This is a genomic window from Rhizobium sp. LjRoot258 (assembly GCF_964254185.1).
Lineage (GTDB): Bacteria > Pseudomonadota > Alphaproteobacteria > Rhizobiales > Rhizobiaceae > Rhizobium.
Genome location: NZ_CAXUST020000001.1, coordinates 3,775,963 through 3,796,607, shown reverse-complemented (window position 1 = coordinate 3,796,607; position 20,645 = coordinate 3,775,963). Strand labels below are relative to the sequence as shown.

Below are 20,645 nucleotides of genomic sequence, written 5' to 3'. Positions count from 1 at the left end.
GGCGATGTGCGAACACGGCTCCGTTGCGCCCTCCACCCTTTCGGAGCCATTCCGGGAAAGTTGGACACCATTGCGATAATTCAAGTCAAGATGTTTCAAAGGATGCAATCGGGCAGCGTGCGGATATTTCCTGCGGTCGGAAAGAAACCGGCGCTTGGGCAAGCGCCGGTTTCCAATTTTGCGCCAATGTTTTTGTCAAGCGCGTCGCATGAGGCGCATAACCAGCGAGACGACGAACAGGATCAGGAACAGGAAGAAAAGAACCTGAGCGATTGACGCCGAAGCACCTGCAATGCCGCCAAAGCCCAAAACGCCGGCGATCAGCGCCACAACGAGAAATACAAGTGCATAGTAAAGCATGGCGATCTCCTTTGTCTTTGCTGACGAAATAACGGGAGGTCGCCCTATTGGTTCCGTTGGAACTCCAAGGCCGGGTTCAGCCAATAGAAAAGACGCGTTCAAATCGACGCGCCTTTGCAATACCGGCAGCCGAATGCAGTCTTAAACTGCATGGAAGAGACAGAGCTGAATAATCACCGGGATCAACCCAGAGAATGAGCCGGGATGGTTCCGACAGGCCATCTTCCGACTGCTACGTGTCCTTGCCTTATCCTACGATGCCAAAGACGAGGGCTGCGACGAAAAGAAATGCCGCCGTGACAAGCGTTGCGTGAACGACAAGCTGAATCTTGCCGCGTGCCGTGACAGGCTTCTTGGTCTGGACGGAACCATATTGATTCACATGAGCGTGCGAGATACCCAAGTCTGCCATGTGCTGCCTCCGTTTCTCCGCGCTTCTTTTTTGTTAGAGCGTGTTTTCGTATTTTCTCTATCTGAGAAGTAGAGATAAAATTCTGTCCTGCTAGGGGGCGTTAAAAAATCCGTCCGTTTGTGGCTAGACGAGAGTTCGCCACGCCCAAAGCAGGGAACGCTCGTTCCCGGCACCATAGCGCGGCCTCACGGCTGCTTCTGGCGTTTCCAGCAAGCGCCGGTCTTTCTCTGCGGGAATGGATGTCGAGATTGCAGCTTTTCTATCGGTTTTGGCCGGTGGCTGCAGGTATCCCATAGTCATGCCGCCGAGAAAAAACATGCCTGATCTCCATGATCACGAAAATTAACGGGCGTTAACCGGATCATGACAGAAGTAAGGCAGGTGTCAATAGTCTAGTCGAATGGTCGTGTTTTAGTTGATCGTTAAGGCTGAGGTCCAGCGTGCCTCAGCGAAGTCAATTCTTTGCAATGATTGCCCTTCAAGCTTTTACGAAGCCCTTGCTGGCGATCATCAAATTTCGCGTGTACTCCTCCGTCACGGCTGCCTGCGCCAGCTGGGTCGCAGTTAGTCGCTCGACGACCGTGCCGTCGCGCATCACTGCCAGGCGATCACACATATGCGTGACGACGCCGAGGTCATGGCTGACCATAACGAAGGTCAGCTTGCGATCACGTCGAATCTGCTCGAGCAGGTTCAGAACCTCCGCCTGCACCGAGGCGTCAAGAGCCGAGGTCGGCTCGTCAAGCAGGAGAATCGACGGCTCGACGATCAATGCGCGGGCAATCGCAACTCGTTGGCGTTGACCGCCAGAAAGCTGGTGCGGGTAACGGAAGCGGAAGCCGTTTCCAAGCCCCACTTCATCGAGGGCGCGGGCAATGCGCATGTCACTGTCACCGATGCCATGTATCGCCAGCGGCTCGAGCAGGAGGCGATCGATGGTCTGGCGGGGGTGCAGGGACCCATAGGGATCCTGGAAGACCATCTGCACCTGTCTGTAGAAGGCCTTGGATCGCTTGGCGCCGACGAGGGGATCGCCATGGATTGTGATGCTGCCGCTCGCCACCGGCGCTAAGCCGGCAACAGCACGGAGCAAGGTCGACTTTCCGGATCCGGACTCGCCCACTAGGCCGAATGACTCGCCGGTCTCGATATCGACGCTGACGTCCCTTAGCGCGTGGTAGTGATCATAGATCACACTCAGCTTGTCGACTGACAGTGCGATGGTCATGCGGCCCACTCCGGCTTGCGATCGAGGACTGGCAGGGGATGCCTGCTTTCGCCAATTTGGGGCATGCAGTTCAACAGACCCTGCGTGTATGGGTGGCGCGCGTTCTTGAGTTCCGATGCCTTGAGTTCTTCGACAACCTTGCCGGCATACATAACGATGACACGGTCACAGAAGGACGAAACCAGGCGGAGGTCGTGGGACACGAAGATCAGCCCCATACCGCGTTCCGACACGAGTCGGTCCATGATCCTTAGAACGTCGAGCTGGACCGTGACGTCCAGTGCGGAGGTCGGTTCGTCGGCGATCAAGAGCTCCGGATCGGCAATCAGCATCATGGCGATCATGGCGCGCTGCCCCATGCCGCCCGAAACCTCATGCGGATAGAGGTCGAATACCCGCTTCGGGTCGCGGATTTGAACCGCCTCCAGCATCGCCAGCGCGCGATCGCGCGCCTCCGCATTGCCGACCCTTTCATGGGTTCGCAACGTTTCGCAAATCTGCCGGCCGATCGACATGACGGGATCGAGCGAATATTTTGGATCCTGCAGAACCATCGCGATGCGTTTGCCGCGCAACTGTCGGCGCTGCTTGGCGGATGCGGCGAGAAGATCGATGCCGTTGAAGTCGAGCTTGTCGGCCGAGACGATGCCGTGTTTCGGGGTTAGTCCCATGATGGCGCGCCCCGTCTGGGACTTGCCGGAGCCGGACTCGCCGACAATACCCAGGCGTTCCTTTCCAAGCGCAAAGGAGACGCCGCGGACGGCTTCGATCACGCCGGTGCGCGTGGGATAGCTGACTTTGAGGTTTTGAACGGTGAGGAGCTCGGTCATTGGCCGCTCTCCTTCGGGTCAAGGGCATCGCGCAGGCCGTCGCCGAGCAGGTTGAAGCCGAGGCTGACGATCAGGATAGCGAAACCAGGCATTGCGGCGACCCACCACTGGTCCAAGATGAAACGCCGGCCGGAGGCGATCATCGCGCCCCACTCGGGTAAGGGAGGTTGCGCGCCGAGACCGAGGAAGCCGAGACCGGCGGCTGTCAGGATGATCCCAGCCATGTCGAGCGTGACGCGCACGATGAGCGAGGAAAGGCATAGCGGCATGACATGCCGGACCACAATGCGCAAAGGCGACGCGCCCATCAGCTTGACCGCCGAAATATAGTCGGAGCGTCGCACGGTTAGCGTCTCCGCGCGTGCAATGCGGGCGTAAGGCGGCCAGGAGGTGATGGCAATGGCGATGATGGCGTTCTGAATCCCAGGCCCGAGCGCCGCGACGAAGGCGAGGGCCAGAACCAGCTTCGGGAATGCCAGGAAGATATCGGTGATGCGCATCAGCGTCGCATCGACCCAGCCGCCGGCGTAGCCCGACACCGTCCCGACGATCAGGCCGATCGGCGCCGAGATGGCTGCGACGAGAACGACGACGAGCAGCGTCAGACGAGAGCCATAGATGAGGCGGGAATAGATATCGCGTCCCTGATCGTCGGTGCCAAGCCAAAAGCCCTCTGAGCCCGGCGGCAGCAATCGCGCATTTTTCAGGTCACCCACAACAGGCGAATGGGTTGCAAGTACACTCGCAAAGGCTGCCACAAACAGGAGCGCAATGATGATCAGCAAGCCGACGACGGCGAGGCGGTTTGCGCTGAACTGGCGCCAGGTCACGTAGGCTCGGCCCAATCGCGCCTGCGTGCGCGACTGCGGCCGATCGGAAAGCAGCCACTCGCGGCGGCTCAGCGGCGCTGATTGATTTGCGGGAACCGTCATCGGCTGCGCGTCCTGGGGTCAAGCGTCCGGTAGAGAAGGTCGGACAGAAGATTGATGCCGATGAAAACCGTGCCAATGATGATGGTGCCACCGAGGACGGCGTTCATATCCGCGTTCTGAAGGGAATTGGTGATATAGAGCCCTATGCCCGGCCAGGAGAACACAGTCTCGGTGAGCACCGAACCCTCAAGCAAGCCGGCATATGAAAGGGCAATGACGGTTACCAGCGGCACCGCGGCGTTGCGCAATGCATGACCCCAGATGACCCGGGTTTCCGATAGTCCCTTGGCGCGCGCTGCGACCACATACTCCTGGCTCAACTCGTTGAGCATGAAACTTCGGGTCATGCGGCTGATGTAGGCCAGCGAGAAATAGCCGAGCAACGAGGCAGGCAGGATGATGTGGCGAAAAACGTCGTAGAAGACGTCCCATTGCCCCTGCATGGCGCTGTCGAGGAGATAGAAGCCGGTTACCGGCGTGAAACTGTATTCAAAGACAATATCTATGCGGCCCGGGAAGGCCACCCAACGCAATTGGGCGTAGAAGATGACAAGCGAAATGAGTGCCAGCCAGAATATCGGCACGGAATAGCCAATCAGGCCAATGACGCGGACGACCTGGTCGACGGCGCTGCCTCGCCGGACTGCAGCGAGTACGCCCAGCGGGACGCCAATTGCGGAGCCGATGATCGTCCCGAGCGTTGCGAGCTCGATCGTCGCGGGAAAGACGCGCCTGATGTCGACCATGACAGGATTGGTGGTCAGCACCGAGGTTCCGAAGTCACCCGAAAGGATGCTCTTCAGATAGATATAGAACTGCTGGTAGAGCGGCAGGTCGAAACCGAGCTCGTGACGCACACGTTCGACGACATGTGTTGGCGCGCGGTCGCCGAGAATCGCAAGGACCGGATCGATCGGTACGACGCGGCCGATGAAGAAAGTCACGGCCAGGAGGCCGAGATAAGTGGTGACGGCGGCGACAAGAAATCGCCCGACCGCCTTGGCAACGGGAACAGCACGGCCCTGTTTGGGCCGTGCCTCCGTCTTTGTCTCAACGATGCTCAACGGATCAATCCTGCCGGATTATTCCTTGCCGATCGGGCCGACATAATTGGTGTCGAAGCTCGGGCCGAGCTTGAAGTCCTTCAAGCTCTTGCGAGCGCCTGCGACTTCGATTTGCTGGAAGATGATCACAAAGGGGCTGTTGGCAAGGAACTTCTTCTGGATGTCCTCGTACATGGCAGCGCGCTTGGCGCCGTCACGCTCCAGCAATGCAGCCTTCGTTTCCTTGTCGAGCTCTGGCGCTTCCCAGGTGTTGCGCCATGCGAGCGTCTTGACCGTACCAGCGTCCGAGTTGTCTGGGTTGGTGGTGAAGGTGTCGGCATTCGAGTTCGGATCGAAATAGTCCGAACCCCACTGGCCGATGTACATGTCATGCGTGCGTGCACGGAACTTCGTCAGGGTCTGCTTGCCGTCGCCCGGGATGATTTCCATCTTGATGCCGGCCTGGGCGAGCGACTGCTGGATGGATTCGGCAATACCCGTTACCGGCTGCGTATTGCGAACGTCCATCGTCACCGAGAAGCCGTCCTTCAGGCCGGCCTTCGCAAGCAGTTCCTTCGCCTTGGCCACGTCGAGCTTATAAGGGTTTTCATCGAGCGCACCGAGCTGGCCCTTCGGCAGGAAGGTCTGGTGGATTTCGCCGATGCCCTTGATCAGCGTCGAACCGATCGCATCATAGTCGACAAGGTACTTGAAGGCTTCCTGGACTTCCGGCTTCTTCAGGTTGTCGTTCTTGGAGTTGAGGCTGACGTAGTAGACCGTCCCCTTCGGCGCAGCGACAGTCGTCAGGTCGGCATTCTTGGCGATCGCATCCAGATCGCCGGGCTCCAGGTTGCGGGCGATATCGATATCGCCTGCTTCCAGCGCCAGGCGCTGTGCCGAGCTTTCCTTCATGAAGCGATAGATGACACGGTTGAGCTTCGCCTTGTCGCCATAGTAATTGTCGTTGCGTTCCATCACGACAACTTCATTGGCGCGCCATTCGCGCAGCTTGAAAGCGCCGGAGCCCGCATAACCGGTCTTCAGCCATTCGTTGCCGAAGTCGTTGTCGTACTTGTAGTCGGCGCTCGGCGTCACGGACTTGATGTGCTCCATGACCAGCTTCTTGTCGACGACCGAGGCAACAGTTGCCGTCAGGCAGTTCAGGACGAAGCTCGGCGCGTAGGGCTTGTCGACTGTGAAGACGAAGGTGTTTTCATCTGTCGCCTTTGCCTTCTCGGTCACGTTGTCGCCATTGATGCCGAACTGGGTAATGATGAACGCCGGGCTCTTGTCGAGCTTGACTGCGCGCTCGAAGGACCAGGCAACGTCTTCGGCGGTGATCGGATTGCCGGAGGCGAACTTCAGGCCGGATTTGAGCTTGAAGGTGTAGGTCAGGCCATCATCGGACACCGTCCAGCTGTCGGCGAGATCGCCCTTGACCTTCGACGTGTCGCTCATGTCGAGACGGACGAGCAGGCTATAGGTGTTGCTCGTAACTTCGGCCGTCGACAGTTCGAACGCCTCACCCGGGTCCATGGTGATGATGTCGTCGATGGCGAAGCCTTCGACCAGCGTGTCCTTCGGCGTTTCCGCGAAGGCAGCCGGTGCGGCGGCCATCATGATCGACAGAGCGGCGCCTGCCGAAAGCAGACGGAAGGTGCGGTTGAATTTGCTGATTATCATGGTTTTTGTTCCCCTGTTTTCCATTTCAATACAAAGCAATAGGCAAGCTTAGGCGTACTCTTCTCCCCACGCCGAAGCCAGAATTCTCAGCCAGTTCCCGCTGGCCAATTTTTCGAGATCTCGTGCACCATAGCCAGCGCGCTGGAGCGCGGCAATCAGCTTCTGGTTACCAGCGGCATCCCCTATTTGTTCGGGAATGGTTGCGCCATCGAAGTCCGAGCCGAGAGCCACACAATCGATGCCGAGGCGCTCGACGAGAAAATCGATATGGCGCACCATGTCGCTGAGCGGTGTGTCGCCATCGGAGCGACCGTCGCTGCGCAGCATCGCGGTCGCATAGTTCACGCCGACGAGGCCGCGGCTTTCTCTGATGGCGTCGAGCTGCTTGTTAGTGAGGTTGCGAGCAACGGGCGTTAGCGTATGAGCGTTGGAGTGGCTGGCCACGAGCGGCTGATCGGTTGTCTTTGCAACATCCCAGAAGCCTTTCTCGGTGATGTGCGCCAGATCGATCAGGATGCCGAGCCGGTTGCATTCGCGCACAAGGGCTAAGCCTGCCTCGGTCAGGCCGGGCGCGGTGTCCGGCGACATCGGAAAGGCGAAGGGCACGCCGTGGCCGAAGACATTGTGCCGGCTCCATACCGGTCCCAGTGACCGCAGGCCGGCGGCATGAAACACTTCGAGCGCTGCGAGATCAGGGCCAATGGCCTCGCAGCCTTCCATGTGCATCACAGCTGCAAAGACGCCGTCGGCCATCGCTTGGCGAATCTCCTTGACGCTGCGGCAGAGGCGCCAGGCGCCTGCGCGGTCGAGGCGAAGCGCGATCGCGGCCATTTCCGTCGCGATCCTCAGAGAGGGAAGCGGTTCGAGGGGCGCGGCAAGCGGGGTGACATAGTGGCCGTTCTTGTCGGGATCGGCAAAAACGAGATCGCCGGAGGGCACGTAGATTGCGCAGAGGCCGCCGGCCAGCCCGCCAGCCTTGGCGCGCGGGGCATCGATATGGCCTAGATCTGTTCCGTTTGAAAATTCAGCGACTGGATCGCCACCATCCCGTTCATGTGTCCAAAGCCGGAGGAGGACGTCGTTATGGCCGTCGAATACGAATTGCATCTGCGTTCCTGTGTGCCCGGGCGGGCGATATGAAGAGCGCAGAATAGAAAAGCTGGCGGAATACGCTACCCCTTTTTTCAGAAATTTTGCGCTTCCGCATCAATGGTTAGCGGAAACGAAAAACGGGAGCCGAGGCTCCCGTTTTGAAGTGCTTTTCGTCAGTGCTTGGCGCGTTTCTTTTGCCGGTAAACGTCGATCACGACGGCAGCCACAATGATCAGCCCCTTGACGATCTCCTGGTAGTAGGCATCAACCCTGAGAAAGGTGAAGCCCGAGGTCATCACGCCGAGAATGATCGTGCCGATAACCGTTCCGGTGATGCGGCCGACGCCACCGGTCAGAGACGTACCGCCGATAACAGTCGCAGCAATGGCGTCCAGTTCGTACATAACACCCATGCCGGCCTGCGCGGTCTGGGCGCGGGCTGCCGTGACCACGCCAGCAAGACCCGCCAGGAGACCGGCGATTGCGTAAACCTTGATCAGGTGGGCTTCGATGTTGATACCGGAAACCCGCGCGGCCTGCACATTGGCGCCGATGGCATAGGTGAACTTGCCGTAGCGGGTATAGCGCAGCGCAATGTGGAAGATCAGCGCGACGACGAGGAAAACGATCACGGGCCAAATGCCGGTGCCGATGAAATTGAACTGATCGGTGAGCCCCGAAACCGGCTGGCCCTTGGTGTACCACTTCGAAATGCCGCGTGCCGAGACCATCATGCCCAGCGTTGCGATGAACGGCGGGATCTTGGTCTTTGCGATCAGCTGTCCGTTGATGAAGCCGGCTGCGAGGCCGATGAGGAGGCCGACGCCGATCGGGATGAAGAAGGGTAGGTCGGTCAGCGAAGGATAGAGCGCTCGTGGCCAGGTCGATGCCTGCGCGAAGCTTGCCGCAATCATCGCGGTCATGCCGACGACCGAGCCGGATGATAGGTCGATGCCGCCGGTGATGATGACTTGCGTCACACCCACCGCAATGATGCCGATGACGGCGACCTGAAGGATCATGATCGTCAGGCGCTGCGAATTGAACAGGAAGCTCTGGCCCACAAAAATCCAGCCCAGAATTTCATAGATGAGCGCAATGCCGACCAGGACGAGGAAAATGCTGAGTTCAGGCGGAACACGTCGTCTCCGCGCGCGCGTTGCGAGGGGGGCTGCCGCCTCAGCTGCGTCTGTATTCATGATATCCTCCCTTCGGTTGCCGGAGGCCGCGCGTCACTGCGCGGCAAGCTCCATAACCTTGATCTGCGTTGCTTCGTCGCGATTGAGAAAACCGGTTACACGCCCTTCGTGCATCACCATGATGCGGTCGCTCATGCCCAAGACTTCCGGCATTTCGGACGAGATCATGATTACTGCTACTCCATTTCTCGCCATCTCCGTCACCAGACGATGGATCTCGGCCTTGGCGCCGACATCGATGCCGCGTGTCGGCTCGTCGAGAATGAGGATCTTCGGTTTCGTAAGCAGCCAGCGACCGATCAGAACCTTCTGCTGGTTGCCGCCGGAAAGGTTTTCCACGCGCTCATCGAGGTTGGGGGTCTTGACCCGGAGTTTCTTGGCCATGTCTTCGCAAGTCGCCTCGATCGAGCTTTCCTGCACAAAGCCACCCTTGACGAAGCTATCCTGGAGAACGGCGATCTGCATGTTCTCGAGAACGCTGAGGATCAGCAGACAGCCTGTGTCTTTGCGGTCCTCGGTCAGGAATGCCATACGATGCCGGATTGCGACGGTCGGCGAGGCGATGTCGGTCTTCTTGCCGAAGAGCTCGATCGTGCCTGACGTCGCCGGCGTCACGCCGAACAAGGTCTCGGCGACGTTCGATCGGCCTGATCCCACGAGGCCGGCAACGCCGAGGATCTCGCCCGATCGCACGTCAAAGGAAACATCATGGAAGACGTTGTTCAGCGAGAGGTTCTTGACCGAGAGGACGACGTCGCCGATCGGCACCTCCTCCTTCGGGAACATCTGGGTGATTTCGCGGCCGACCATCATGCGGATGATGTCATTGCGGGTGACGTCCGTTGACGCATGTGTGCCGATATAACGGCCATCACGGAACACCGAGAATTCGTCGGCAATCTCGAACAGCTCGTTCATCTTGTGCGTGATGTAGACGATGCCGATGCCTTGAGCCCTCAGGTCGCGAATGATCCTGAAGAGATGCTCGACCTCGCGCTCGGTCAGCGCCGATGTCGGTTCATCCATGATCAGCACGTCGGAATTGTAGGAGACAGCCTTGGCGATCTCGACCATCTGCCGGTTGGCGACCGAAAGCTCACGAACCTGGATCTCGGGGTCGATGTCGATATTCAGCCGTCGAAACAGCTCGTCCGTCTGGCGGAACATTGCCGCGTGATCGACGAAGCCGAACTTGTTCTTCGGCTCACGACGGATCCAGATGTTCTCGGCCACCGTCATGAACGGCATCAGGTTCAGTTCCTGATGGATCATGGCGATGCCGTTTTCCAGCGCGTCGAGCGGTGATTTCAGCTGAATCTCCACGCCCTTGAGGCGCACTTCGCCCTTATCGGGAATATAGATGCCGGCGAGGATTTTCATCAATGTCGACTTGCCGGCGCCATTCTCGCCCATCAAAGCGTGCACTGTGCCGCGCTTCAGCCGGAACTGAACGTCATCGAGCGCGACGACACCCGGAAACTCCTTCCGAACACCTTCTGCGCTCAGCAGGTATTCCGCATTCGGAACAGCGCCACTCTGACGCACTGCAGCCATTGTAGACGGGCTGACAACCATCTCATCTCCTCCGGACAGGGACTGAAGAAGGATGCGGAACCATGTCCCGCATCCTGGCTCTCCAAAGCGTTAGTTCTTCGCGACGAAGTCCTTGACGTTCTCAGGCGTGACGAGCTGGAAAGGAATGTAAACCTTCTTCTCCACCTTCTCGCCCTTTGCAAGCTTCAGAGCTGCATCGAGCGAGCCCTTGCCCTGCCCGGCAGCGTCCTGGAAGACCGTCACGTCGAGGTCACCGGCCTGCATCGCGGCAAGCGCATCTTGGGTGGCGTCAACGCCGCCGATCACGATCTTGCTGAGATCCTTGCCGGCCGCCTTGAGGGCCTGGATGGCGCCAATTGCCATTTCGTCGTTGTTCGAGATGACGGCGTCGAATTCGATGCCGCTAGAGAGCCAGTTGGTCATCAAATCCGAACCTTCTGTGCGCGACCAGTTTGCCGTCTGTTCCTCAACGATCGCGATACCCTTGCAGTCGTCGGTTGCGACAACATCATGGACATCCTTGGTGCGCATGCGAGCAGCCTGGTTGGAGAGTTCGCCCATCAGGATGACAGCCTTGCCCTTGCCGCCGAGCAGACGGCACACTTCCTTGGTCTCAAGCGTGCCGGATTCCTGCTCGTTCGAAGCGACGAAAGCCTGCTTGTCCGGAAGGCTGTCAACGTTGACCGGCTCACGGTTGACATAAACCAGCGGAACGCCGGCTTCAGCTGCGATCTTCGACATGGCTGCGGTAGCGTCGGTGTCAACCGGGTTGACGATGATCGCGTCGACCTTGGAAGCAATGAAATTCTGGATCTGACTCTGCTGCTTGGCGACGTCGTTCTGGGCGTCTTCGACCTGCAGTGTCACGCCGTTCAGCGTCTTGGCATAGTTCTGCATGCCGTTGCGCAGAACGGTCAGGAAGTTGTCGTCGAACTTCGACATAGAGACGCCGACGGTCTCAGCGTGAGCGGCCGTCGACAGGACGAGCGCCATAGCAGTGCCCATGATAAATTTCTTCATTTTCTTTCCTCCACAAAGCGGTGTCCGGCTGCACCCTCCTCACGCCGGAGCTTCGGGCAGTGCCCAAAAGCCAGTATCTGTTCGCTGTGTGCCATCTCCCGTTGGCCGTCCGTCAAGAAACGGAACAAACGAACCGTAAAATATCTATTGCGGAATATTCATTCCATTTTCTGCCGAGGGCGTCAAGTCCAATTCAAGGATGAGGCCGCCGACGCCTTACGAAAATCTCGCGGGACAACCGCATGGCGCTGAAAAGCGCGCTGTTGCGAACTATATAAATGCGCCAACGGCAGCAGTTCGCTGCCTCCCATGGAGAAACCGATGCCCATCTCGATGTACCGATTGACAGTTCCCGTCTTCCAGCACGGTCTTGGAACCCTCAAGACCTATCTCGATAAAGCCGAAAACTTCGCGAAAGAAAAAGGCATCGACGGAGCGGATCTCGTTGCCGCGCGGTTGTCTTCGGACATGCTGCCATTCTCGGGTCAGTATCAACGCGCGACCGATAGCGCCAAACTGGCGATCGCGCGGCTGACAGGTAGCGAAGCGCCGAAATTCGAGGACAATGAAGTGACGATCACCCAGTTGCGCGAGCGTGTCGCCAAGACGGAAGCCTATCTCGCTACCGTCGAGCCTGCTGCACTCGAGGGAACGGAAGCGCGGGAAATCACTCTTTCGCCGGGGGGCAACAAGATCACGTTCCGCGGCGACGAGTATGTCATGACCTTCGCACTGCCGAACTTCTTCTTCCACCTTGCGACGGCACACGCGATCCTACGCAACCAGGGCGTTCCGGTCGGCAAGATGGACTATCTCGGACGCCTCGCCTGATGGAACTTACGGCCGGCGGCTGACCCCGTTTCGTGAGTTGCAGGTGGCGCGCTCGGCGTCCCGACGCACGCATGCCCGGTCGCCGACAGACAATCACCGCGCCACTGGTCCGCGGTGATCAGCAGGATGTTCGGTCGACCGGTCATGGATGCATTTTAGTGCTGGTTTGATTTTGCGTGCCAGTTCCACGCCGAACGGATGATCTCAGACAAGTCATATTGCGGCGTCCAGCCGAGAATCTCCCGCGCCTTGTCATTGTTGGCAACCAGCGTGTGCGAGTCGCCCTCGCGACGACCCGCATATTCCACAGGAAACGGCCGCTCCGACACACGCTCGATAGTGCTGAGCAGTTCCTTCACCGTGGTTCCCGTGCCGGTGCCGAGATTGAGAGCAATCGACTCCCCGCCCCGCAGCAGATGCTCCACGGCGCGGACATGGGCGTCGGCGAGGTCGAGCACATGGATGTAGTCGCGGACACAGGTGCCATCACGCGTCTCATAGTCGGTGCCGAACACCTTGAAGCCTTCACGGCGACCGAGGGCGGCATCGATCGCCAACGGTATGGCGTGGGTTTCCGGCTGATGCCACTCGCCGATTCTACCTTCGAAATCGGCCCCGGCCGCATTGAAGTAGCGAAGCACGACAGATCGAAACCCCGTGTACCTGTCATAGTCGGCAAGCGCCTGCTCGACGATGTATTTCGTTCGGCCATATGGGTTGATCGGCACCTGACGATGCGCTTCATCAAGCGGCACGCTCTGCGGCAAGCCATAGGTTGCGCAGGTGGACGAAAAGACGAATGCCTTGACGCCAGCCGCCTGAGCGGCGGCCAATAGCGTCAGCGTGCCAATGACGTTGTTTTCGTAGAAAGCAACCGGGTCTTTTACCGATTCACCGACCTCGATGAGCGCGGCAAAGTGTAGGATGGCGGCCGGTTTGTGCTTGGCCAGAACCTCGTCAAGACGAGCTCGATCCCGGATATCGCCTTCTTCCGCAGGTCCCCACTTCACGAACTCGCGATGTCCGTTGGAGAAATTGTCAAAAACGACAGGCTTGAAGCCCTTGTTCGCAAGATCGAGACACGTGTGCGAGCCGATATACCCAGCGCCGCCCACGACCAGAACCGTTTCACCTGCCATGCACCACCTTCAATTCCCGTTTCGGATGAAGGTAGACTTAGGGCAGGTCGATGGCGAGAAAAAGAAAGAAACGTACGGGGCGGGGCGTTGCCTTCATTTTGTCGATGACGGCATTAGCAAATTGTTCGACCGAAGTTTTTCTGATGAATTTGCTGTTCGTGAAACGCCCGCAACGGCTATGTCTTGAAGTAACGTAGCCGCGGTTTTCGGATTGTTCTCGCGACAGAATATATTTCTATTGTATTATTTTAAACAGAATTGACTCGCATTCGTATTTTTTGCGAGAGGAGTTTAATCTGGTAATATCTTCGATAAATCGGGAAGCGTATCTCTATGACTTCGTCGATCAGAAAGTTCATATTCCATGATCTTCAGGCGATCGAGGGATACATTGATCCGCCCGACGCGCTGGTATTTCTCGCCGTTTTGCGGTCCCAGCAGGCGCAATCCTTGCAAGGCGGCTTAGCCGAGATAGGCGTTTACTACGGCCGATCCTACTTCCTGTTGCGAAAAATCTGCGGAGACGCGGAGAAGATCGTCGCTATCGATCCCTTCGATATCGTGAAGCCAGATCACGGTGCCACGCAGTATGACCGTTTCGTGGCGGGCGGGCGCCAACTCGGCCTTTCCGTGGATGGAGCGCGCGTCATCAAGAGCGACAGCACGCTGCTCAGGCCCGAGGACATTTTCGAAAGAGCCGGCATGGTCCGCTTCTTCAGCATTGACGGCGGCCACATGCTGCATCACGTCGAGGCCGATAGCCGTCTTGCTGCCGCGTCGCTTGCCGAGCATGGCATCATCGTTTTCGACGACACCTTCAATCCGGCTTGGCCGGAGGTCACTGCCGGGGTAACCGACTTCCTGCGCGAAGAGGCCGGTCGCTTTTCGGTTTTCTGCCTGACGAAATACAAGACGTATGTTTGCCGCCAGCCGTTCCACGAGTTTTACTCGCGCACGATCAAGACGTCGCCCGAGCTCAAGGCATTCGATCACCTTGAAACCGAATTCCTCGGCTCGAAGGCGATCCGGTTACACAATCCGATGCGGCGCCGCATCGCCTACGAAGTGATGGTCGGGCTCGGCATGCGTGCGTTGTCTGAGCGTGCCTACCGATGAACCAAGTTAGACCGGCGGCGGGTCTGCTTCTTTCAGCCTGTATCCGACACCGGTTTCGGTCGTGATGTATTGCGGCTGGTCCGGGCTCAGTTCGATCTTCTGGCGCAGCTGGCGAACGTAGACGCGCAAATACTGCACGTCGGCAGCCGGTCCCCAGATCTGCTTCAGCAGGAATTGATGGGTCAGGACCTTTCCTGCGTGCTGGGCGAGGACCCTTAGAATGTCGTATTCCTTGGGAGAGAGCTTGATTTCCCTGCCATCGATTTTGACGATGCGCTTGACGAGATCGATGGACAGGCCTCCGGCCTGAAAGATCGCCCGCTCACCCTGTTGTTGTAACCGATGACGCAAGGCAACACGCAGCCGGGCGCCGAGTTCGTTCATGCCAAACGGCTTTGTCAGGTAGTCGTCGGCCCCAGCCTCGAGCGCGTTGACGATACCCGTTTCGTCTGTGCGGCTGGAGAGGATCACGATCGGCAAGGTAAGGCCGGCGTCTCTCCACTCCCTCAACAGTTCGTGGCCTGATTTGTCCGGCAGGCCAAGGTCGAGCACGATCAGATCAGGTGGCACGTCCTTCGCCGACTGTAGGGCCGCAGCGCCGTTCGGCGCCTCGTGCACCTCATAGCCTTGCGCGGTGAGGCCAACGCGAAGCAGCTTGCGGATCGGAGGCTCGTCGTCGACGACAAGAATTTTTACGGCTGAACCGGTCATTGGAGCTCATCCAGTTTCTGAATCTCATTTGGCTTTGGAAGACGGATGGTGAAGACGGCACCGGAGCGATCGGAGCGATTTCCGGCTGTGATCGTCCCGCCCATCGCCTCGACAAAACCTCGACAGATTGACAAGCCGAGGCCCGTTCCCGCTCGAACCTGATCACCCTTGCGCACGCGATAGAATGTATCGAAGACGCGATCCACGTCAGCCGGCGGAATACCGGGTCCCTCGTCCGAAACCTCAATCATGACATTGTATCCGTCCGCCCACCCATCGATACGGATCGATGATCCTTGCGGCGCATACTTGGCAGCATTGTCGAGCAGATTGAAAAGCACCTGTTCGAACAATACGGGGTCCACGCGAACCATCGGCAGGTCTGCCGGAATTGTCATGACGGTCTTGTGGTGTGCGAGAATTTTCTCGGCGCGGCGCAACGCGCTGCCGGCAATGTCGCCCGGGTAGTGCAGCGCATAGTTCGGCTCCATCGCCCCAGACTCGATCTTCGTCATGTCGAGCAGGTTGGCGATAAAGCGGTTGAGCCGTTCCGATTCGTCGATGACGGTCGAGAGAAGATCGACGCGATCTTCCTCAGACATGGAGTCAAGATAGTCGCGGAGTGTGCCCGCAGCGCCAAGGATGGCCGCGAGCGGCGTCTTCAGGTCATGCGAGATCGAGGTCAGCAGGGCAGAGCGCAAACGGTCGGCTTCGGCAGCAAGTCTTGCGCGATCAACATCTGCCACGAGTTGAATGCGCTCGATCGCCAGCGCCGCTTGGTCCGCCAATGCGTCGAGAAGACGTTGCTGCTCGGGCGTCAGGAGCGGGCCGTCGCGTCGGTCATTGTCCAGGCCAATCACGCCCACGGCTGCGCGTCCGGTTCGCAGCGGCACATAGAGGCGCTTGGCGCCGGGCAGGGTGTCGGCGCCGCGACCGGCAGCGTGATTATGCTCCCAGGCCCACCGGGCGGCCGCAATGTCTGCCTCGTCCAGCGTGTCATCCGGCGGATAGCCGGCTTTAACGGCGATGGTGCCTTCTTCAGGGAGCAGAAGGACGACGCGCACCTTGAGCATCGAGGCCAATTGGAATGCTGTGGCCCACAAAACATCATCAAGCGTGCCGGTGCCGGCCAGTTTCTTGGAAAACAGGTAGAGGTCTTCCGTCGTTCTGGCGCGCTGCCGGGCCGCCGCGGCCTGGCGTTGGACCGTTGCGGTCAGGTTGCTCGCGATGACGGCGACGCCCAGGAAGAAGAACAGCGCAAGCACGCTCTCCGGATCGCTGATCGTCAGCGTGTAGCGGGGCGGCAGGAAGAAGAAATTGAAGGATAGCGCGCTGAGGATGCAGGTGTAGAGCGCTGGACGAAGGCCGTGGATGACGGCTGAGGTCAGCACGGCCATCAGGAACACGAGGGCAAGGTTGCGGACATCAAGAACTTGATCGAGCACGACCCCGGCGATGAGCGCGATTGCAACATAGGCGGTGGCGGAGAGATAGGCTTGGATATTGAATGCCGGCGAAGAAGGAGCGGCTTTGACGCCGCGCGTGGATGCCCCTTCGCTCCCACTGCCCGAAATCACGTGAACGCTGATATTGCCAGACTTTCTGATCAGATCGTCGGCTATGGAACGGTGCAACCAGTCACGCCATGACGGCTTGCTGGGTGCGCCGATGACGATATGCGTGACATTGTTGGCCGCGGCGTGCCGGACCAGTTCTTCGGAGACCTCGCGGCCGGGAATGGTGATTGCCTCGCCGCCCAGCTGTTCAGCCAGCCGAAGCGTGGCTGCAATCGTGTCGCGGTCGGCCTCCGTCAGATTGATCGCCCGGTTGGTCTCGACATAGACGGCTGCCCATGGCGCACGCAGTCGCGCAGCCATTCGAGACGCGTAGCGCACCAGCGAGGTGGAGCGCGGATGCTGATCGACAGACACAAGAACCCTTTCACCCGCGGCCCAGGGGCCGGGGATGGCATGCGCTTGCATGTGGGTCAGAAGCTGGTCGTCGACACGCTGCGCGGTTTTGCGCAATGCGAGTTCGCGCAGCGCAGTCAGGTTGCCGGGAGTGAAATAGTTGGTCAGAGCCCGTTCGGCAGTCTTCGGGACATAGACCTTGCCGTCATGCAGTCGCTTGATCAGATCATCTGGCGTCAGATCGATGATCTCGACGTCGTCGGCCATGTCTATGATCGAATCCGGAACGGTCTCGCGGACGCGGATGCGGGTGATCTGCGAGACGACGTCGTTCAGGCTTTCGACATGCTGGATGTTCAGCGTCGAATAGACGTCGATGCCGCGGTCGAGCAATTCTTTCACGTCGAGGTAGCGCTTCGGATGACGGCTACCCTCGGCGTTCGTATGTGCCAGTTCGTCAACGAGAACGAGGCTCGGATGGCGTGCGAGGATGGCGTCGATATCCATCTCCTCGAGAGGGCGGCCCTTGTAGTCGATCTTGGCGCGGGGAATGACTTCGAAGCCGTCGACCAGCGCCTGGGTTTCCTTGCGCCCATGGGTCTCGACGATACCGATCACCACGTCGACGCCATCGGAGATCTTGGCGCGGCCCGATTCCAGCATCTCATAGGTCTTGCCCACCCCGGGCGCGGCGCCGAGGAAGATTTTCAGACGGCCGCGGGTCTCCTGACGCGCCTTCTCAAGCAGCGCATCGGGCGAGGGCCTGCCGACCTTGTCGCGGTTGTCTTCCGGCATGCGTGTCATCTTTCCCTGACGAGCAAACCCCGGGCGCACGCGGGCGCCCGGGGCTCTCAACCTTACTGAGACATAGAAGCATCAAGGGACTGGTTCAATGCCAGAACATTGACGGTGGCTTCACCGAGAATGCCGAGTTCGGGGTGATCGATGGCAGCATCGACAATCGCCTTCAGCTTGGCTTCATCCGTGCCGCGGGCCTTGGCCACGTGCGGTATCTGGAAGTAGGCAGCCTCAGGTGAAATATGCGGGTCGAGGCCACTGCCCGAGGCGGTTACGAGGTCGATCGGTACCTCCGCATTCGGATTGGTCGCCTTTGCTGTTTCATAGTCAGCCTTTACGCGATCAAGCAGCTTCTGGCTGGTCGGGCCAAGGTTCGAGCCCGAAGATGAGGCGGCGTTGTATCCATCGCCCGCGGCAGAAGGACGACCGTGGAAGTATTTATCGCTCGTGAACGCCTGGCCGATCAGCGTCGAACCGATCACCTTGCCGTCCTTTTCTATCAAGCTGCCGTTTGCTTGCGCCGGGAAGAGCGCTTGCGCAGCACCCGTCATGGCGAGCGGGTAGAGCAGGCCGGTAATAGCCGTGGTGGTAACGATCATAACGATTGCCGGACGAAGTTCTTTCAACATGATGTCAACTCCTTAGGCGAGACCGATGGCCGTGATGACCATGTCGATCGCCTTGATGCCGATGAACGGGACGATGATGCCGCCGAGGCCGTAGACGAGTAGGTTGCGGGAAAGTAGCGCGCCGGCGCCGATCGCGCGGTATTTCACGCCTTTAAGAGACAGTGGGATCAGCGCGACGATGATCAGCGCGTTGAAGATGATGGCCGACAGGATGGCGCTCTGCGGTGTCGCGAGTCCCATGATGTTCAGCACGCCGAGCTGCGGATAGAACGCCAGGAACATTGCCGGGATAATGGCAAAATACTTGGCGATGTCGTTGGCGATCGAGAAGGTCGTCAGCGCGCCACGCGTCATCAGCAGCTGCTTACCGATCTCGACGATTTCGATGAGCTTCGTCGGGTCGCTGTCGAGGTCGACCATGTTGCCGGCTTCGCGGGCGGCGACGGTACCTGTGTTCATGGCGACGCCGACATCGGCCTGGGCGAGTGCGGGGGCGTCGTTCGTGCCGTCGCCGCACATGGCAACGAGCTTGCCCTTGGCCTGTTCCTCACGGATCAGGGACAGCTTGTTCTCAGGTGTGGCCTGCGCGAGGAAGTCGTCCACGCCGGCTTCGGCGGCGATTGCAGCCGCTGTCATCGGGTTGTCGCCAGTGATCATGACCGTGCGGATGCCCATCCGGCGCAGTTCAACGAAGCGCTCACGAATACCGCCCTTGACGATATCCTTCAGCTGGATGATGCCGAGAAGGCGTCCGTCGCGGGCGACAGCCAGCGGCGTGCCACCTGCCTTGGCGATTTCATCAGCGATGGCCTGCAGTTCCCGCACGACCTCTGTGTTGCTGCGGATGGCGACAGCCGCATTGCCGGAAACCGGTGCCAGCGCGGCGCCGACATAGGCAAGGACGGCATCGACGGCGCCCTTGCGGATCGACGAGCCTTCGACATCCACGCCGCTCATGCGCGTCTGTGCAGTGAAGGGCACGAAGGTAGCCTTCAGGCTCGCCATGTCGCGGCCGCGGATGCCGTATATCTCTTTGGCGAGCACGACGATCGAGCGGCCTTCCGGCGTTTCGTCGGCGAGCGATGCAAGCTGCGCCGCGTCGGCGAGATCCTGTTCGGAAACGCCGCGAACCGGGCGGAACATCGTCGCCTGACGGTTGCCGAGGGTGATCGTTCCGGTCTTGTCAAGGAGCAACGTATCGACGTCACCGGCTGCCTCAACGGCGCGACCCGACATGGCAAGCACGTTGAAGCGCACGAGACGGTCCATGCCCGCAATGCCGATCGCCGAGAGAAGCGCGCCGATAGTGGTCGGGATCAGTGTCACGAAGAGAGCAACGAGGATGATGATTGGAATAGACCCGCCGGCATAGCTTGCAAAGCTCGGGATCGTGGCGGTTGCCAGAACGAAGATCAACGTCATGCCTGCGAGCAGGATGTTGAGCGCGATTTCGTTCGGCGTCTTCTGGCGCTCCGCGCCTTCGACAAGAGAGATCATGCGGTCGAGGAAGGTGGACCCGGCAGCGGCGCTGATGCGGACGCGAATCCAGTCGGAGAGAACCTGTGTGCCGCCGGTAACCGCTGAACGGTCACCGCCGGACTCGCGGATAACAGGGGCGGATTCGCCGGTGATTGCGGCCTCGTTGACCGAGGCCACGCCTTCGACCACCTCGCCGTCGGAGGGAATGATGTCGCCGGCCTCGACGAGGACGAGATCGCCGACCTTAAGACTCGTGCCCGGGACTAGGCGGTAGCCTGTGCCGTTATTGGCCGTCAGCAGTTTTGCCTGGGTCTCGGTGCGGGCTTTGCGCAGCGAGTCCGCCTGCGCCTTACCTCGCCCCTCGGCGACTGCTTCGGCGAAGTTGGCAAAGAGCACGGTGAACCAGAGCCAGAGGTTGATCTGGAAGGAGAAGCCGAGATTTTCACCGCCGGTGACGAGATCGCGGATGAAAAGGAGGGTGGTCAACGCCGAAACCGTGGCCACGACAAACATGACCGGGTTTTTGGCAAGGGTGCGCGGGTTCAGCTTCTTGAAGGCAGCGCCCACGGCCGGAATGAGAATGCGAGAATCCATGATGCTCGCTGTTTTTGCCTGGCTCATAAGAGACTCCAGCTTGAAAGAGTAAGGCGACCGTTGTGCGATCAGCCGTGTAGGATCC

19 protein-coding genes are annotated in these 20,645 nt (G+C 59.4%); 2 read left to right on the top strand and 17 right to left on the bottom strand.

All coding sequences use genetic code 11. From position 1 onward, the window contains the following. Positions 1–195: 195 nt before the first annotated feature. From ACSQ9D_RS18660 to ACSQ9D_RS18605, 12 genes are all read right to left on the bottom strand, one after another. Positions 196–360, bottom strand: a complete 165-nt coding sequence (locus tag ACSQ9D_RS18660) for a DUF1328 domain-containing protein (protein WP_007798213.1) — start codon at positions 358–360, stop codon at positions 196–198. A 247-nt stretch (positions 361–607) separates the two neighbouring features. Then, positions 608–772, bottom strand: coding sequence for a hypothetical protein (locus tag ACSQ9D_RS18655; protein WP_197065960.1), 165 nt, complete (start codon positions 770–772; stop codon positions 608–610). Positions 773–895: 123 nt separating this feature from the next. After that, the gene (locus ACSQ9D_RS18650) at positions 896–1,090 is read right to left on the bottom strand and encodes a hypothetical protein (protein WP_436283399.1); all 195 of its coding nucleotides are present in this window, start codon (positions 1,088–1,090) and stop codon (positions 896–898) included. A gap of 160 nt (positions 1,091–1,250) precedes the next feature. Beyond that, entirely contained in the window at positions 1,251–2,000 is a 750-nt protein-coding gene (locus tag ACSQ9D_RS18645; protein ID WP_436283398.1) for an ABC transporter ATP-binding protein, read from the bottom strand. After that, a complete protein-coding gene (locus ACSQ9D_RS18640) occupies positions 1,997–2,830 on the bottom strand; it encodes an ABC transporter ATP-binding protein (protein ID WP_024313243.1) in 834 nt (277 codons plus the stop codon). Before ACSQ9D_RS18640 ends, ACSQ9D_RS18645 begins: the two co-directional genes overlap by 4 nt. Next, positions 2,827–3,762 carry an ABC transporter permease gene (locus tag ACSQ9D_RS18635; RefSeq protein ID WP_436283397.1) on the bottom strand — a complete coding sequence of 312 codons (936 nt, stop codon included), beginning with the start codon at positions 3,760–3,762 and terminating at the stop codon, positions 2,827–2,829. Before ACSQ9D_RS18635 ends, ACSQ9D_RS18640 begins: the two co-directional genes overlap by 4 nt. After that, complete coding sequence (locus tag ACSQ9D_RS18630; RefSeq protein ID WP_436283396.1) at positions 3,759–4,826, bottom strand: ABC transporter permease; 1,068 nt, start codon at positions 4,824–4,826, stop codon at positions 3,759–3,761. The genes ACSQ9D_RS18635 and ACSQ9D_RS18630 overlap by 4 nt, the downstream gene beginning before the upstream one ends. Positions 4,827–4,844: 18 nt before the next feature. After that, positions 4,845–6,488, bottom strand: coding sequence for an ABC transporter substrate-binding protein (locus tag ACSQ9D_RS18625; protein ID WP_436283395.1), 1,644 nt, complete (start codon positions 6,486–6,488; stop codon positions 4,845–4,847). 48 nt (positions 6,489–6,536) lie between these two features. Then, positions 6,537–7,595, bottom strand: coding sequence for a dipeptidase (locus ACSQ9D_RS18620; protein ID WP_436283394.1), 1,059 nt, complete (start codon positions 7,593–7,595; stop codon positions 6,537–6,539). Positions 7,596–7,753: 158 nt separating this feature from the next. After that, the gene (locus tag ACSQ9D_RS18615; protein WP_436283393.1) at positions 7,754–8,779 is read right to left on the bottom strand and encodes an ABC transporter permease; all 1,026 of its coding nucleotides are present in this window, start codon (positions 8,777–8,779) and stop codon (positions 7,754–7,756) included. A gap of 33 nt (positions 8,780–8,812) precedes the next feature. Further along, entirely contained in the window at positions 8,813–10,354 is a 1,542-nt protein-coding gene (locus ACSQ9D_RS18610; RefSeq protein ID WP_436283392.1) for a sugar ABC transporter ATP-binding protein, read from the bottom strand. A 69-nt stretch (positions 10,355–10,423) separates the two neighbouring features. After that, positions 10,424–11,353: a sugar ABC transporter substrate-binding protein gene (locus ACSQ9D_RS18605; protein ID WP_436283391.1), complete on the bottom strand. Its 930-nt coding sequence runs from the start codon at positions 11,351–11,353 to the stop codon at positions 10,424–10,426. 321 nt (positions 11,354–11,674) lie between these two features. Between ACSQ9D_RS18605 and ACSQ9D_RS18600 the strand changes: the two genes are divergently transcribed. Further along, the gene (locus ACSQ9D_RS18600; protein WP_436283390.1) at positions 11,675–12,184 is read left to right on the top strand and encodes a DUF1993 domain-containing protein; all 510 of its coding nucleotides are present in this window, start codon (positions 11,675–11,677) and stop codon (positions 12,182–12,184) included. Positions 12,185–12,339: 155 nt separating this feature from the next. Here the strand turns inward: ACSQ9D_RS18600 and galE are convergent, their stop codons facing one another. Continuing rightward, the gene (gene galE, locus ACSQ9D_RS18595) at positions 12,340–13,323 is read right to left on the bottom strand and encodes a UDP-glucose 4-epimerase GalE (RefSeq protein ID WP_436283389.1); all 984 of its coding nucleotides are present in this window, start codon (positions 13,321–13,323) and stop codon (positions 12,340–12,342) included. A 333-nt stretch (positions 13,324–13,656) separates the two neighbouring features. On the opposite strand from galE, the gene ACSQ9D_RS18590 reads away from it, so the two are divergent. Then, positions 13,657–14,439: a class I SAM-dependent methyltransferase gene (locus ACSQ9D_RS18590; RefSeq protein ID WP_436283388.1), complete on the top strand. Its 783-nt coding sequence runs from the start codon at positions 13,657–13,659 to the stop codon at positions 14,437–14,439. Between the two features lie 6 nt (positions 14,440–14,445). On the opposite strand, the gene ACSQ9D_RS18585 is transcribed toward ACSQ9D_RS18590, so the two are convergent. The 4 genes from ACSQ9D_RS18585 to kdpB all read right to left on the bottom strand — a co-directional run bounded on the left by ACSQ9D_RS18585 (position 14,446) and on the right by kdpB (position 20,587). Continuing rightward, a complete protein-coding gene (locus tag ACSQ9D_RS18585; protein ID WP_037116647.1) occupies positions 14,446–15,150 on the bottom strand; it encodes a response regulator transcription factor in 705 nt (234 codons plus the stop codon). Next, complete coding sequence (locus ACSQ9D_RS18580; protein WP_436283387.1) at positions 15,147–17,855, bottom strand: DUF4118 domain-containing protein; 2,709 nt, start codon at positions 17,853–17,855, stop codon at positions 15,147–15,149. Before ACSQ9D_RS18580 ends, ACSQ9D_RS18585 begins: the two co-directional genes overlap by 4 nt. Before the next feature lie 62 nt (positions 17,856–17,917). Further along, the gene (kdpC, locus tag ACSQ9D_RS18575; protein WP_436283386.1) at positions 17,918–18,487 is read right to left on the bottom strand and encodes a potassium-transporting ATPase subunit KdpC; all 570 of its coding nucleotides are present in this window, start codon (positions 18,485–18,487) and stop codon (positions 17,918–17,920) included. Positions 18,488–18,499: 12 nt separating this feature from the next. Continuing rightward, the gene (gene kdpB, locus ACSQ9D_RS18570) at positions 18,500–20,587 is read right to left on the bottom strand and encodes a potassium-transporting ATPase subunit KdpB (protein ID WP_436283385.1); all 2,088 of its coding nucleotides are present in this window, start codon (positions 20,585–20,587) and stop codon (positions 18,500–18,502) included. Positions 20,588–20,645 lie beyond the last annotated feature (58 nt).